Raw genomic sequence first — 15,823 nt, 5'->3', positions numbered from 1 at the left:
AACTGAACTTGTATTAGCATTTGTCATGCCAAATATAAGAGGTAAATATTTATTTTTTCACTAAGGTACCGTTTAATGCTTCAAATTTGAGTTTGTCTGCAGTAAGCATAAGCTCAAAGTCAGCTTCTTTAATAGGCTTACTATAGATATAGCCTTGAATCTCTTCGCAATTAAGTGCTTTTAATATATTGAGTTGTGCGGTTTGTTCAACCCCTTCACCTACCACGGTCAGTCCCATATTGTGGGCAATAGTAATAATTGAATCGACCATCTTGAGATCTCGGTCTGATTTATCTATGTCATCAACAAAGGTTTTATCGATCTTCAAGCAATTAATAGGAAATCGCTTTAGATAAGACAAAGAGGAATAACCTGTCCCAAAGTCGTCAAGAGCAAGGCTGACACCCATTTTAGCCAATTGCTGCATCACTTTAATTGCTTGTTCGGGATCTTTAATGACAGTTCCTTCAGTGATTTCAAGCTCTAAGTGTTTAGCGGGTAATTTTGTGAGTCGTAAAATTGACTCTATTCGTTGCTGTAAATCGGGCAGAGCAAATTGTCTTGACGATAAATTGACAGCAACACGACCACTAAACAACCCTAGTTCGAGCCATTTCTGCGCAGCAAAACACGCTTTTCGCAATACGACATCACCAATTTCAACGATTAAACCATTTTCTTCGGCAAGGGGGATAAATTCATTCGGTCCAATCAGGCCTAATTTAGGATGATTTAATCTCACTAATGCTTCCATTCCGTTAAGACGATCTTTCTTAACGTCGATTTTTGGTTGGTAATATACTTCAAACAAATCATCTTTGAGTGCTTCTCTGATTAAACTTTCGATTTCAAGCTGACGTAAAGCATTTTGATTTAATGACTCAGAATAGAATTGATAGCGGTTGCCACCACCAGACTTAGCGTGATACATGGCGATATCTGCTTTACGTAACAATGCTTGCTCGTTCTGTTCATCTTCAGGATAAAGTACAATCCCGATACTAATGCCTAGTACCAGCGAGTCATTATTAAGAGTGAAAGCTGGCTTTAGACAATTTATCACTTGCGTTGCAATGGCGGCACATGATCCGATATCAGGGTGTTGATCGACTAATAAAGCAAATTCATCACCGCCTAGACGGTATAAACTGGCATGTTTTGGGATGGCTAACTTAATACGTTCAGCAACCCCAATTAATAGGTCATCACCAATTTGATGACCTAATGAGTCATTAATACGTTTAAAATTATCTAAATCAAGCACCATTAGGGTGTGATGAACATCCTTTTTAACTAAGTTACTGAGTGTCACTTGCAAACTAGACCGATTGGGCAGACCGGTAAGCAAATCATTATTGGTTAGCTTTCTGAGCTCTTCTTCTTGTTGCTTACGACGGGTTATATCGGAAAATACGCCAACATAATGACTTGTTTCGCCTTGTTCATTGTATATAGTGTCAATGGTCAGTTCCATTAAGAAATAATTGTCTTTACCTTTGCTTGCTTCAATTTCGCCGCTCCAACGACCTTGTTGCTTAAGTAAGTTTCTTATTTGCTCTGAATAACTGGCTGGATAACGAGTGAAGTTGAGTATTTCATGAGTAAATTTTTCCTTTGTCGAAGCTGCCAGTTCACAACAGGCATTATTGACTTCAACAAATTGATATTTTTCGTTAAGAATAAACATCCCTTCAGAAATATTTTCAATTGCTCTAGCGAATAAACGAAGTTGTTCTTCTGCTTGCTTAATATTATTGATGTCTTTAATGGTGCCAGTCATTCGAAGGGGCATATCTTTCTGATCACGTTCAACTATCTTGGCTCTGTCTAAAATCCAAATCCACTCTTGGTTACGTGCTTTGACGCGATAAGCAATTTCGAAGTGATCGGTTAGGGCATTAAAATGATCATTTAACGCCCTCGTCACTCGTTCTCTATCGAGAGGGTGAATATTGCTTTCTTCATCAGGGTTACCCGAGCGACGACCGTCTTGAGGGAAGTCTAAAGAGCCCCAAATATTAGAACGGTAAATTTTGCCACTCTCAATATCCCAGTCCCACATTTCATCACCACTGCCCCACAATGATAATTTTAAACGCTCTTCACTCTGAGCTATTTGTTTCTGAATTTGTCGACGACGATTAATTGCTGTGACAGATAAGTAAATTATAATTAAAGAAAATAAAGCATATATTAATTTAGCATGCTGAGATAACCACCAAGGTGGTGTGATATAAACTGATAAATTTCTAATATCTGATTTTCTGCCAGATAATATATCTATAGCATAAACTTTGAATGTGTATTCTCCAGCTGATAAATTGGTATATGTTACGGTGTTATTTCCTTTAGTAGATAACCAGTTTTTCTCTAAATCCTCTAAGTAATAAAAAAAATCATAATTATTATTTAGATCACCTAATATATTAAATTTTATTGTGAAGGGATAGTCTGAGTATTTTAAAGTTATTCCCCCTTGTTCATTTAAAGGTTTTTTTAATATACCATTTCCAATTTCAACCGGAGAGTTGAAAAGCAGTAATTCTTGAAAGGTAATTTCTTTTTTTTGTTCAGAGTTCAATTCTTTAATTATTTCATTGGGGTTGATTAAACTAACCCCTTCATTGCTACCTAGCAATAACTTACCTTCTAAAGCTAGTGATGCTTGAGTATTATAGTCTTCAGATGAACCATTGTGTGTGCCGAGAGTATAATTAACTTTATCATCAAGATCGATAATATTAACTTCTCTATTAGATGCAACAATTATTTTATTATCTATTTTTGTTAGTGAGTATATTATTTTGTTTCTATCAAGGATTTTTGATACTTTAAAGTTAGTGTCATCCTTCAAGAAGTACACTGAATTTCTTGTACCAAAATATAATCCATCATCATCTTTAAGAAGGTTAAAAACAAAATCACCATCAAAAAATGATTTTATTTCATTGTTTTTATATCTAAGTAAACCTGTTTGGGACGCTATCCATAGAGAATCATTTACAACTAAAGTATCATAAACTGGGTAGCCAGATTGCGTATTTATTACGTCATGAAGCTCACCATTAAGCTTCATTTGATATATTTTTCCTGTGAATGTAGAAACGTATAAGAAATCCGTAAATCTTTTTATATTAAATACGGTTTCATTAATTAATTTCTTTTCAATCCCAGTGTTTAAGTTTACTTGGTATAATCCTGATGAGGTTCCAACAAAAAGATTCTCTTGCTCTACTAATATTGATTTTGGTCCGTGAGGAACATTGATTTTTTTCTTTTGTACGAGTTTTAAATCTTTATCGTAAATGTTTAAAAAGCTATCATCACCTATTAAGTATATATTTTTATCGTCAGAAGTGATTGACCATACATTATTTTTTTCTATATTAATTTTTTTAATAAAATTTTTGTCACGTGTTATTTTTATAAAACCATCGTTGTAATTTGAAATGTAAATGTTTTTTTTGCTCTGTTTTATAAATGTTTTCTTTAACTTTTGCTTTTCTATTTTTAGTTCACCAATCTTTTTTGCTGTAAATTCATCGTCATAATTCAGTATGTATATTTCGTTTTCGCTTATAGATATTGATTCATTTTTTATGTATGAGTCAATACTTGTGAGCTTTAGATTAGATATTTTTATTAGATTATTTGTAACATTAAAAACACCATCGTTTGTTGTCGTAATTAATTTGCCATTTATTAACGAAATATCATTTGTATTTGATGTTATTTTTTTTAGAATCCCATTTTTAATAAAAAACAATATTCCTTCATAGTTTCTTAAATATATTTCATTGTTAAAGCTAATTACATTTTTAATTTCACTTAACATGTTATCATTAAAGGAATAATTAACTTTTAAGTTTTCACTAAAATAAGATAAAAACTTACCATTCAAACCAATAAAAACTTCACCATCTTGTTTTGATATTGACCAAATGGCTTGTTTACCAATTTGAGTTGAGATACTGTTTCTGGTGAATGACTCAGTATCTTTATCAAATTGAACGAGACCTTTATCTGTTCCGATTTGCAGAACACCATTGTCATCGATAAGTAAATTACGAATAAAAGAACTGGGTAGAGAATTTGCATTATCTTCTGCATAGAATTGCTTAAATTCATTGCCGTCGAAACGATTTAATCCATTGATAGTACCAACCCAAACGTAACCCTCTGGATCTTCTAAGATGGCCGTTACTGTGTCCTGAGACAAACCATCCGCAACACCATAATTAGTGTAGTTTAGTAGTAGATCGAAATTTGATTCTGTGTCATCAGCTTCAATGGCTGCTGCGCCAAAGCTGAAAATAAAATAAACACAGATAAAGAGTAAAATTTTAGGCATAGATTTATACTTATTCTCTTTTGATGCCGCAAAGAAGTTCATGAATTGTCTACTTTTTCAGAAAGCAGGCCCTTTGTCAAAAGCATGTTAACAAAAAAGGTGTGATTGATAGAATATTACGCAATTATCGCTGTAAAATTTGTTTATAGTTATTTTTTAATCAATTAGTTATGTAATACTAAGGTTTTATTTGGTCGCTTGTACTGTTAACAATGATTGAGACATTTTGTTAACCTAATTTCGATTCATCTAGCTTTATATTTTTTAGACCTTTAAACGTCGATGCTGGTTAAAACTGAAATTTATCTGCTTGATGTTTGAATGTTTTTAAGTCGACAATCATATTATCTGAACGAAGGCTTGTTTGGCTGTGATGTTGTTCACCACTGTTAAACAAGACTAAACGGTCACAATCTCTACTGCGCATGTGAGCCACCATAAACTTGATCAAGTGAGCTCTGGTGAGCTTTTCGACTTCCGCGACGACCATTTCACGTTGATTAAATCCATAATCGCGGTTACCTAAGCTCACCCAATAGCGTTGGCTGCGTGTCTTTAGGTTGGTATCGTGTTCCATTATTTGACTTATCATACCTTGTTTTGTGCTTTCCCATTGTTCATTGGTTATTTGCATAACGGCATAATTAAAGTCGGCGATGAATTCGTCGATTGCTTCGAGAAGTTGTCTTGGACCTGTAGTAGGGGACTGCACATAAAAAATCATCCCTGGATGTCGGTTTAACGGTAAGTAACCTGTCCCAACCATGTAGCCTAATTGTTGTTTAGTGCGTAACTCATGAAAAAAGGTAGATGACATTGTATGGTTTAGTAGACTGAATAACGCCACACGTTCTGGTGTCGCCATCCGAGACTGGTAGTAAACAATAATCGCACTATCTTGATGGGAAATGGTTTTTTCGCGAAGTAATGAACCTCTTTTATCTAGGTTGATAAGTTCGCGTGAAGACTCTGCGCTTGGTTTCGTGACTAAAGACAATAGATGTTGCAAACGCTTGCCGAGTTGCTGTGCTTCTTCAACCAGCCAATCCCCGTATACCAAACCTTCAAGATAAACTTTTTTGTAAAATGCGCTGACATGATTGTGTAAATCATCAAGTGTCAGTAGCGTGAGTTCTTCAGCCATTCTTGCGGGTTCAAAACTTCTTTTTTGTAGCGACACGGTTAAGCTGGTAAATAATTGAGATATTGGCTTAGCTTGAGCAACATTATTCCAGCTGCGTAATATCTGATTTTTAATCATACTAAAGCGTTGTTCGGTAAAGTTACGCTCGCGGGCTTTGTTGATGATTAGAGTGAGGAGCTTTTCTTGGTTACCCGTAAAACCGGTTAAATGCAGGGTAATGCCGCCTTGGTGAGGGTAAATATTGTAGTTAAGGCCAGCAACCTCTGCTTGGTATGTTGGTTCAGTCAGATAATCGATAAGCATTTCAACGTATAGTCTTGTTAATGCTGCTTGTCTTGGGGTTGAGCTCGCTTGATCTGAGTCTAACGATAAGTATAAATGCCCTTTAGGAACATTGAATTCATCATCTTTTTTATGCCAAATACGGTAACCTTCGCCTTCTGCAACAATAGTGGGTACTGGAGTATCGCTTTTGTCTGCCCTAGCTTGCGGGTTGGCGACAATAAACGGATTTCTTTCCGGAAGTTTAAGTGACTCTCTTACCGTAACGGAAGACCATTTTGCTATTTGTTGGGGTTGTAATGATCTCACTTGGTACGGAGTGTCGTACCATTTTGCTTGATTATCGACCTGTGATTCTTTTGCAACCGTAAGTAAGCGCATATTAGCTGCCGACATCATAGACAGCAGTTGTGTTGTTTCATCCTCTAGCATTTCATCCATGCGATAGTCGCCATAAATAATGTCTTCAATATCATAATGGTGCATGTTGATACTGAGATGGCTTGCTAAATCCAAGGTTTTGATCTGTTCTTGGAATCGAAACGCAGTGTTAAGTAAATTGGCTCGCTCTTGGTAACGCCATGCTTGTACACCTTGCAGCTTAATCAATTCAATGTATTCAAATACACAAGTTACCACTTCATCAATCTCTGCAAATCCCTTGTCGGTTAATTGTATGCTGATTGAATAATCTTTGAAGTTGTAACCATTAACCCCACCGCCAGCAGATAAGTTATTGGCTAACCCCTGTACTTTTAAATAGGACAGTAAACTCCCTGGGCTTTCATTACCGAGTAAATGGCTGATAAAGGTGAGTGGTTTTCGCTTATAAAATTGGTCTATCTCTGGCAGTGAAAAACTAATACTGACTCGTTTTTGATCTTTCAACGGTACAATTTGTATATGTTTTTGACGTTGGTCCTTCGTTATCATTGCTTCAGATGGATAGTGTTTACTTACATTTCTATTGATAATGTTTGAGAAGTATTTTTTAACGATGGTGTCTAGCTCTGCAATAGGGCGTGGAGCGACAATGCACAATGTCATAATATTAGCACTGTAATGTTGTTGATAAAAAGCGAGCAATTCATCCCGAATGTCTGCTTGTTTACCCGCTAAAGTTGTTTGGTTACCGACAGAGAATTTTGAAAATGGATGTTTTGGATTAACGGTTTCTTTTTGAACTTGGTAAACTCGGCGAATATCATCCTTTAATTTTAAGCTAAATTCAGATTCGATTGCCTGCCTTTCACGATCCACTAACTCTAAGTCAAACTTTGGGGCAATAAAAAATTGACTGAATCGGTCTAATGAACCTTCTAAGGCTTCGGCATTAATGCTATAGAAAAAGTTAGTTTGTTCTGTGCCTGTCCAAGCATTATTACTGCCACCATGTTGATTAATATAAGCGTGGTATTCTCCTGAATCTGGATATTTCTCGGTGCCTAAAAATAACATGTGCTCAAGGAAATGCGCCATACCTGGTCGGTCAACAGGATCGTCAAAATGACCAACACTAACCGCCATAGATGCGGCTGCTTGATTTGATTGCATGTCTTCAACCAATAACACTCGAAGTTGGTTGTTCAACACTCGATATTGGTATTGTCGATGATCATTTTGGCTTTTATAAACTGCTGGAAATTCAGGCAAGAGGAGACTCCAGAAAAGATAACTTGTTATATATTGATCTTGTTATTACTTTTTAGCAAATTACCTTGGTCAGTTTTATTCAATTATCGACTAAAGTTTATCTAAATATGCTCAATTCTAGGTTTGTTGTTGCGCTGATTAACGCTACAATTGGTTAAGAATGATAATAAAAACATCACGAGAGAAGTATGCAGCTATTTTTGATGCGCCATGGTGAAGCGAGTTTTGATGCTCTGTCCGATAGGGAACGAAAATTAACTGAAACAGGCCGTATTCAAACTGGCTATATGGCTAATTGGTTAGCAAAACAGGTCAGCCATTTTGATTTGGTGATTGTGAGCCCTTATTTACGTGCGCAGCAAACGTGGCAAGAAGTCAGTAAACACTTAGCTGAACCCCGTAAGTGGTTAGTACTTGATGATGTGACTCCCTCTGGCGATGCTAAAGTGGCGATAGATGTTGTGTTGGCTTATGCCGAGCAATATAAAGCCGATAATGTATTGGTTATAGCACATATGCCAATTTTAGGATTTATGGTCAGCGAGCTTGTGGCGGGGGTTGAGCCACCTTTGTTTGCTACATCCGCGGTGGCTCACATAGACAAACATACGCATAACGCGAGTTTTGTCGCAATGACAGCACCACATCAAGTTGTTGTGTAATGACAATAACGTTTTGAATCACATCTGAATAAAAAAAGGTAAGTGATTACTTACCTTTTTTATGTTCGCGCTTATTTCTTCGTATTAACGTCGGTGAGGCTGTTCACCAATATCAATTAATACCAATAACGCGGCATCGCCACCCCATTCTTTGGGTGCTTGGTGAAACGCTTTTACGTTTGGGTGTTGTGCTAACCACATTGGTGTTTGCTGTTTTAAAATACCCATTCCATAGCCGTGCATTACGCAGCAACAAATCGTGTTTTGCTTAACACATGCTTGGATAAGTGCGGCTAATTCAAGTTTGGCTTCTGCTTGACGCATGCCATGCAAATCAAGCAACAGGTCCGGAGAATAGTCACCACGCCTTAAGCGTTTTAATTCATGCTTATCTGTGCTGGTATTAATCCAACGCATAGGGCCATCTACCGGCAGAAGCGGCTGATATGTATCCGAAAAATAGCTATCAGCATGAATCTGCTGTTCTTTTATTTCGAACTGTTGTTTGGCTTTGACAGGCTGTTTAAAGTGGTGAGTATCTTGCCTTAGCGGTTTGATACCCTCGATTAATGCACTAAACAGCGATAAGTCTGGATAATTATCGTCTTTCATGGGCGTATTGTATTGAATTCTAGGTCATCTTAATAGACATCAGTTACAATAGCGCAGAACAATTTTTAAGGAGTGTGTTTTGGATAAGATCTTTGTAGATGAAGCTGTCACTGAGTTACGTACTATCGCTGATATGTTACGTTGGGCTGTCAGCCGTTTTAATGATGCCAATATTTATTATGGTCACGGAACGGATAATGCTTGGGACGAAGCCATTGCATTGGTTTTTGATGCTCTACACTTACCAGAAGATATCGGCCAGCAGGTTATTTTAAGTAACCTGACCAGTAGTGAAAAACACAAAATCGTTGAATTAATTATTCGCCGTGTACGTGAACGTTTACCGGTACCGTATTTGACCAATAAAGCCAAATTTGCGGGTCTTGAATTTTATGTTGATGAACGCGTACTGGTTCCGCGTTCGCCGATTGCCGAAATGATCAATCATCATTTTAGCCCATGGTTATATAACAAACCGGTTAATCGCATTATGGATTTATGTACTGGCAGTGCTTGTATTGCCATTGCTTGTGCCTATGCGTTTGAAGATGCTGAAGTTGACGCATTAGATATTAGCGAAGACGCACTTGAAGTTGCCCAAATTAATATTGAATCTTTGGGCGTGTTGGATCGTGTTTTCCCGATGCAATCCGATTTATTCTCAGCGATTCCAAAAGGCCAGCATTACGACTTAATTGTGTCTAACCCTCCATATGTAGATGCACAAGATATTGGTGATATGCCTGAAGAGTATCATCACGAACCTGCTATTGGGTTAGCGTCTGGCAATGATGGCTTAGATTTAACCAAGCGTATCTTAGCTAATGCGGCAGATTATTTAACAGAAACGGGTTTGCTAGTCGTTGAAGTCGGTAATTCAATGGTGCATTTGATTGAGCAATATCCTGATATGCCATTTGCTTGGGTTGATTTTGAATTTGGCGGTGATGGCGTGTTTGTATTAACCCGTGATCAGCTAGTTGAAAATGAATCACTTTTCGCCATCTATAAAGATAGTGAATAATAGCGACAAGAATCGCACTCAATGAAGTGAATAATTAATAGAGGTAGTTAACGCGCATGTCAGGAAATAGTATTGGTCAAAACTTTGTTGTTACAACATTTGGTGAAAGCCATGGTGTTGCTTTAGGTTGTATCATTGATGGCTGCCCTCCAGGACTGGAGTTAACCGTTGAAGATATGCAACATGATTTAGACCGTCGTCGTCCTGGCACGTCACGTTATACAACGGCACGCCGTGAAGCTGATGAAGTAAGAATTTTGTCAGGAGTGTTTGAAGGTAAAACCACTGGCACCTCTATTGGTTTGTTGATTGAGAATACCGATCAACGTAGCCAAGACTATTCAGATATTAAAGACACGTTTCGTCCTGGTCATGCAGATTATACCTACCAACAAAAGTATGGCATGCGTGATTACCGTGGCGGCGGGCGCTCGTCTGCACGCGAAACGGCAATGCGAGTTGCCGCAGGTGCGGTAGCAAAAAAATACCTCAAGCAAGTGCACGGCATTGAAATTCATGGCTATCTTGCTCAACTAGGACCTATTAGCGCTGACACTATTGATTTGACTCAAATTGAGCAAAATGCATTTTTCTTCCCTGATGCCAGTAAATTAGAAGCGTTAGATGAGTACATGCGTGGCTTACGTAAATCTGGTGATTCAATAGGCGCCAAAATTACTGTTGCAGCCACTGGTGTTCCTGTGGGATTAGGCGAACCCGTATTTGATCGCCTTGATGCTGATATCGCGCATGCGTTAATGGGCATTAATGCCGTTAAAGGTGTTGAAATTGGTGATGGCTTTGGTGTTGTTACTCAAAAAGGTTCAGAAGGTCGTGATTTAATGTCACCACAAGGTTTTGCATCTAACCATGCAGGTGGCGTATTGGGCGGCATTTCATCTGGCCAACCTGTTGTGGCTCATATTGCGCTAAAACCTACCTCGAGCATTAGCGTACCAGGTCAAAGCATGACAGTGCAGGGCGAAACAATCGATATGATCACCAAAGGTCGTCATGATCCTTGTGTGGGTATTCGCGCCGTGCCTATTGCTGAAGCGATGCTCGCGATTGTATTGATGGATCACTTGTTAAGACATCGTGCGCAAAACCAAGATGTTACTAGTCAAACACCCGTTATCGGAATGCGATAATGTCCTCATTGAAACCCGCTGAACCAGATTTACGCTGGCTCAGAGCTTGTTATTTCTTTTTCTTTTCTATTCTTGGCATCATGGTTCCCTATTTGGGGGTTTTCTTTGATAGCCGAGGTTTCAATGCCCAAGAGATAGGTTTTTTGTTGGCCATTTTAATGGCCACTCGAATTGTCGCGCCTAACGTATGGGCGGCTGTAGCCGATCGCACTGGTATGCGAGCAGAATTGATAAAGCTTGGCTCCTTTGCTGCAGCGATTACCTATACCAGTTTTTTCTTCGACGGCAGCTTCATGTATCTTGCGGTTAGTTTAGCCATATACACTTTCTTTTGGAATTCCATTCTTGCTCAGTTAGAAGTGATTACGTTAGAAACGCTTGGTGATAAAGCTGAACGTTATGGTGCCATTCGAAGTTGGGGCAGTGTTGGTTATATTATTTTGGTGATAAGTGGTGGATTAGCGATTGATCACTGGGGCCCCGAAGTGTTGCCTTATATGGGGATGATACTGTTTTTAGGTTTGTTTGCTTGCTCATTGCCTTTACCCGCTAACCGTAGTGTTGTAGTCAATAAATCTGAGCGTCCTAAACTTACATTTGATAAATCATTAGTGTGGTTTATGCTATCTGCAATGTTATTGCAGATGAGTGTCGGACCATTTTATGGTTTTTTTGTATTATATCTAAAGCAGGTTGGCTACTCTGAGACCATCGCTGGAATGCTAGTTGCCTTGGGCGTGCTAGCTGAAATTGTTATTTTCTTTTATTCATCCCGTCTTATTCGCCAATACGGTATTCGAGTATTGCTTGTGGTGAGCATTCTGTTAACTGCCATTCGTTGGTTATTGTTGGCATTTGGTGTTGAACACGTTTCATTATTGGTCATCAGCCAACTATTACATGCTTTCACTTTTGGTTTAGTCCATGCCGCTTCAATCCATTTCATTCACCGTCATTTTTCCATCAGTCATCGAAGTACTGGCCAAGCGTTATATGCCAGTGTCAGTTTTGGTGTGGGTGGCGCATTAGGCACGTGGATAAGTGGCATGATTTGGGGTGATGGTAGTAGCACTATGTGGGTTTGGGTATTTGCGGCAGCTTGTGCATTTTTATCAATGATAGCGGTATTGCTTATCCCCAATATTAATGGCCAACCAGCGACTAATACATAATTGGTTAACTAGGTCATTCATTTACTCTTCATTTTTAGACACAGAAGTTATGTAATCAGCAAGGAGTCAGTGTGAAACGTTTTCGCTTAGGGGTAATCATTAATCCATTAGCTGGCCTTGGAGGCAGTGTCGGTTTAAAAGGCTCTGACGGCGTTGCCGTAGAAGCTATTGCCAAAGGTGCTATTCCCAAAGCACAACAACGCATGCAACAAGCTCTGGATGTCATTTTACCTTTCGTTAAACAAATCGATATTATTACTGCATCTGGTGATATGGGCGGGAGCTTATGTCGTCAAATGGGTTTTTCGACTCAAGATGTATATACCGCGTTAGAAACAACCTCAATTGAAAAAACGTCTGCAATAGATACCCAACAAGCGGTTAAATGCTTACTTGATCATCAATTAGATTTGTTGCTATTTGCTGGCGGAGACGGTACTGCCCGTGATATTTATGCTGTAGTTGATGACGCATTTCCGGTGTTAGGTGTACCAGCGGGTGTTAAAATTCACTCCGGTGTATACGGTATTACCCCGCATGCTTCTGGGCTTGTTGTCAGCATGTTATTTAAAGGTGAGCTAGTGAGCTTAATGTCTGCTGATGTCATGGATATTGATGAGACTGCGTTTAGGCAGGGGATTGTAAAAGCGAAACGATTTGGTGAAATGACGGTTCCTGCTGCGCCACGATATATACAAGCCGTGAAAATGGGCGGTAAAGAAGTTGATGAATTAGTGTTGGCCGATATTGCCGCCGATGTGATTGAATCAATGGACGATGAGCTTTATATCATGGGTTCAGGCAGCACCGTAGCGGCAGTCATGGAAGACCTTGGTTTAGAAAATACTTTGCTTGGTGTTGATGTTATTCAGCATAAAAGCGTGATTGCTAAGGATGTTACCGCGCAACAATTACTCGCGTTGATTGCCGATAAAAAAAGGTATTCTAGCGTCAAGCTAGTGATTACATTAATCGGTGGGCAAGGGCATATATTGGGTCGTGGCAATCAGCAGTTGTCACCGGAACTGATCCGGCAACTAGAAAAAGACAATATTTTAATCCTGGCCACAAAAACTAAGCTAAAAGCACTTGAAGGTAGGCCATTAATTGTGGATAGTGGCGACCCTGAATTAGATAAAGCACTCACTGGCTATTACAAAATAGTCACGGGTTACCATGATTACGTAATGTATCAAGTAGCCAACCCAGATTTAGTGGAGAACTAGAACATGTTAGAACAGTACGATGCAGCATTAGAGTCTTGGATTGAAGACAGTGTTAGCCACAGCGATGACGATGCGTTATTTGCTTGTGGTTATTTACAAGGCCACGTCGCCGTTGTATTAGCTGAATTAGAAGTCGAACCTGAACAAGATTTACCTGCGCTTGATCAAAAGTTGGTTAAATGTCTTGCGTTGGCAAATGAAGAATTAGATGAACATGATTTTTCATTAGTGGAAGCTGCATGGCAGCAGTTACGTCAACGTATTGTCGCTCAAGCGGCATAACCCGGAATAGATAAACAGCTTTTATGGTAAATTCCTCATTGCAACAAGTCACTATAGGTTTAGTTAATCCCAAAACGCCGGTCAATGTTGGCGGCATTATGCGAGCAGCTGGTTGCTACGGTGTTGATAACGTTTGCTATACCGGAAAACGTTATGAATTGGCGGCTAAGTCGGGTGATGCTCAATACGATGTTGACACTAAAGATGCTGCCAAGCGTATTCCTTTAACTGGTGTCGAGTCATTACTTGATAGTGTGCCTGATGGCGCAACCATAGTCTGTGTCGATCTTGTCGTTGGGGCGACTCCGTTGCCTTTATTCTCTCATCCAGATAATGCCTTTTATATATTCGGTCCGGAAGACGGCACTATTCCACAGCAATTAATTGATGCTGCTGATGATGTTGTGTATGTACCGACTGTAGGGTGTATGAATTTAGCTGCATCTGTGAATGTTTTGCTCTATGACCGTTTGGCTAAAATGAGTCAAATTAAAGCTGATGATGAATTAATTAAGCAAAGTCGTGACAATAATAATCGCACCAAAGTGAAACACTGGTTGAAGTCACTTTGATGAAATAACCGTATTGCACTTTAGATAATGCCGAATGAGAAATCATTCGGCATTTTTGTTTACGCGTTGTTGCGCACAATCGCCGACAGTAATACTCGTCAATAGAAAAACCAGTGTTGTATGATTGAATGGTCAATATATTACTGTTGTATCATCTAACCCAGAGCATAAACATTTCAAATAGAAGCTCGATATCATGGTTGTTGTTTAATGTTAGATATCAAATCAGTGATATAAATATTAAACATCAGTGGTTCAAAGCTTGATGAAGCGACTTATGTGGTAGAGATTAGAGATTAGACATAGGAAAGGCAATCGCCATTCATGAAGATGTTTTCCATAAAGTTAACTTGTCACTATTTAGCTTGATGGCTTGGTAATGAATGCCTCTGAATTCGGCTTTAGTTAAGCATACACATTAGAAATCAATATTAGAAATCAATATTAGGAATGCATAGATGTCGATATTAAAGAAACTGTGTCAGTGGCTACCGTTTGGAAAAGTACCCGAAATGAGCGCCCAAGAAGTACATAAACGACTTCAGAAGAATGATTTTCAGATTGTAGATGTTCGCTCAAAAATGGAATGGCACAAGTCGCATATTGAAGGCTCTAAAAACCTGCCTATCACGTCGCTTTCTATTGATTCGATAAAACAGCTTGAATTATCACCAGAGGTAACAACTGTCGTGATATGTCTCTCTGCCCATCGCAGTATCCCTGGGGTTAGAAAACTTAAACAGTTTGGATTTACTGATGTATATCAACTTAAAGGTGGGATGTTGAGCTGGTGGAAATTATCGCTACCAACATCGAAATAACACACTAGAAAAGATACTCAACTGATGAAGTTAATATTTTTGGTTCAGGGGGTATAAATGTCGTCTGGGCTCATAACAGTTTTTATTTTTTGAGTCCGGCGAGTGACACTAATCATTTCATACTCTCTGGACGAGCTATACAGATTAATTAACATGTGAGATTGAGATTAAAATATAAAAATAGGGGCACGATAAAGATATAGCTCTGATTGCAGATAATTAAAGCAGGGAAATTATAAGGAAAGGTATAACAATAGAAAATGGTTGCGGGAGTAGGACTTGATAAAAATCTAAGACCTTCGACTCTTTGTTTATAAAAAGCTGAGCATGACGACAGGAACTAATTGCACAATGGGATTTTAAGGGTTTAAAAAGGAATTAATTGAAATGAGAAAATTACTAATAGAAAATGGTTGCGGGAGTAGGACTTGAACCTACGACCTTCGGGTTATGAGCCCGACGAGCTACCAACTGCTCCATCCCGCGTCCGATAAACGCTATCAATTATTTTAATTCTATTGACTAAAGAAATGGTTGCGGGAGTAGGACTTGAACCTACGACCTTCGGGTTATGAGCCCGACGAGCTACCAACTGCTCCATCCCGCGTCCGATAAACGCTATCAATTATTTTAATTCTATTGACTAAAGAAATGGTTGCGGGAGTAGGACTTGAACCTACGACCTTCGGGTTATGAGCCCGACGAGCTACCAACTGCTCCATCCCGCGTCCGATAAACGCTATCAATTATTTTAATTCTATTGACTAAAGAAATGGTTGCGGGAGTAGGACTTGAACCTACGACCTTCGGGTTATGAGCCCGACGAGCTACCAACTGCTCCATCCCGCGTCCGATAAACGCTATCAATTAT

Annotated in this window: 11 protein-coding genes and 4 tRNA genes; 8 read left to right on the top strand and 7 right to left on the bottom strand. The window is 38.9% G+C overall.

Annotated elements, in window-relative coordinates; genetic code table 11:
- Positions 1–49: 49 nt before the first annotated feature.
- A complete protein-coding gene (locus tag HNW13_RS14395) occupies positions 50–4,393 on the bottom strand; it encodes an EAL domain-containing protein (RefSeq protein ID WP_192116333.1) in 4,344 nt (1,447 codons plus the stop codon).
- A gap of 247 nt (positions 4,394–4,640) precedes the next feature.
- Positions 4,641–7,430, bottom strand: coding sequence for an insulinase family protein (locus HNW13_RS14390; protein WP_192116334.1), 2,790 nt, complete (start codon positions 7,428–7,430; stop codon positions 4,641–4,643).
- 188 nt (positions 7,431–7,618) lie between these two features.
- On the opposite strand from HNW13_RS14390, the gene sixA reads away from it, so the two are divergent.
- On the top strand, positions 7,619–8,092 hold the full coding sequence (gene sixA, locus HNW13_RS14385; protein WP_192116335.1) for a phosphohistidine phosphatase SixA: 474 nt from the start codon (positions 7,619–7,621) through the stop codon (positions 8,090–8,092).
- An 84-nt stretch (positions 8,093–8,176) separates the two neighbouring features.
- On the opposite strand, the gene smrB is transcribed toward sixA, so the two are convergent.
- Positions 8,177–8,704 carry an endonuclease SmrB gene (gene smrB / locus HNW13_RS14380; protein WP_162023529.1) on the bottom strand — a complete coding sequence of 176 codons (528 nt, stop codon included), beginning with the start codon at positions 8,702–8,704 and terminating at the stop codon, positions 8,177–8,179.
- Between the two features lie 79 nt (positions 8,705–8,783).
- Between smrB and prmB the strand changes: the two genes are divergently transcribed.
- The 7 genes from prmB (at position 8,784) to HNW13_RS14345 (ending at position 14,952) form a co-directional block, all read left to right on the top strand.
- Positions 8,784–9,728, top strand: a complete 945-nt coding sequence (prmB, locus tag HNW13_RS14375; protein WP_101086598.1) for a 50S ribosomal protein L3 N(5)-glutamine methyltransferase — start codon at positions 8,784–8,786, stop codon at positions 9,726–9,728.
- Between the two features lie 56 nt (positions 9,729–9,784).
- The gene (gene aroC / locus HNW13_RS14370; protein WP_059744462.1) at positions 9,785–10,879 is read left to right on the top strand and encodes a chorismate synthase; all 1,095 of its coding nucleotides are present in this window, start codon (positions 9,785–9,787) and stop codon (positions 10,877–10,879) included.
- Positions 10,879–12,051, top strand: a complete 1,173-nt coding sequence (locus HNW13_RS14365; RefSeq protein WP_192116336.1) for an MFS transporter — start codon at positions 10,879–10,881, stop codon at positions 12,049–12,051. The genes aroC and HNW13_RS14365 overlap by 1 nt, the downstream gene beginning before the upstream one ends.
- A 71-nt stretch (positions 12,052–12,122) precedes the next feature.
- Positions 12,123–13,277, top strand: a complete 1,155-nt coding sequence (locus HNW13_RS14360) for an ATP-NAD kinase family protein (RefSeq protein WP_182744544.1) — start codon at positions 12,123–12,125, stop codon at positions 13,275–13,277.
- A gap of 3 nt (positions 13,278–13,280) precedes the next feature.
- Positions 13,281–13,559: a YfcL family protein gene (locus tag HNW13_RS14355; protein ID WP_101086601.1), complete on the top strand. Its 279-nt coding sequence runs from the start codon at positions 13,281–13,283 to the stop codon at positions 13,557–13,559.
- A 23-nt stretch (positions 13,560–13,582) separates the two neighbouring features.
- On the top strand, positions 13,583–14,131 hold the full coding sequence (locus tag HNW13_RS14350; RefSeq protein WP_192116337.1) for an RNA methyltransferase: 549 nt from the start codon (positions 13,583–13,585) through the stop codon (positions 14,129–14,131).
- A 458-nt stretch (positions 14,132–14,589) separates the two neighbouring features.
- The gene (locus HNW13_RS14345; protein WP_192116338.1) at positions 14,590–14,952 is read left to right on the top strand and encodes a rhodanese-like domain-containing protein; all 363 of its coding nucleotides are present in this window, start codon (positions 14,590–14,592) and stop codon (positions 14,950–14,952) included.
- A 410-nt stretch (positions 14,953–15,362) separates the two neighbouring features.
- Here HNW13_RS14345 and HNW13_RS14340 read toward each other — a convergent pair.
- The 4 genes from HNW13_RS14340 to HNW13_RS14325 form a co-directional block, all read right to left on the bottom strand.
- Positions 15,363–15,438: transfer RNA gene (locus HNW13_RS14340), tRNA-Met, on the bottom strand.
- Positions 15,439–15,483: 45 nt separating this feature from the next.
- Positions 15,484–15,559 (bottom strand) — tRNA-Met (locus tag HNW13_RS14335).
- Between the two features lie 45 nt (positions 15,560–15,604).
- Positions 15,605–15,680: transfer RNA gene (locus HNW13_RS14330), tRNA-Met, on the bottom strand.
- A gap of 45 nt (positions 15,681–15,725) precedes the next feature.
- Positions 15,726–15,801, bottom strand: a tRNA-Met gene (locus tag HNW13_RS14325).
- Positions 15,802–15,823 lie beyond the last annotated feature (22 nt).

The sequence above is a fragment of the Shewanella sp. BF02_Schw genome (assembly GCF_014596695.2).
Classification (GTDB): domain Bacteria; phylum Pseudomonadota; class Gammaproteobacteria; order Enterobacterales; family Shewanellaceae; genus Shewanella.
The sequence above is the reverse complement of the archived record's forward strand: the minus strand, read 5'-3'. Positions and strand labels throughout refer to the sequence as shown.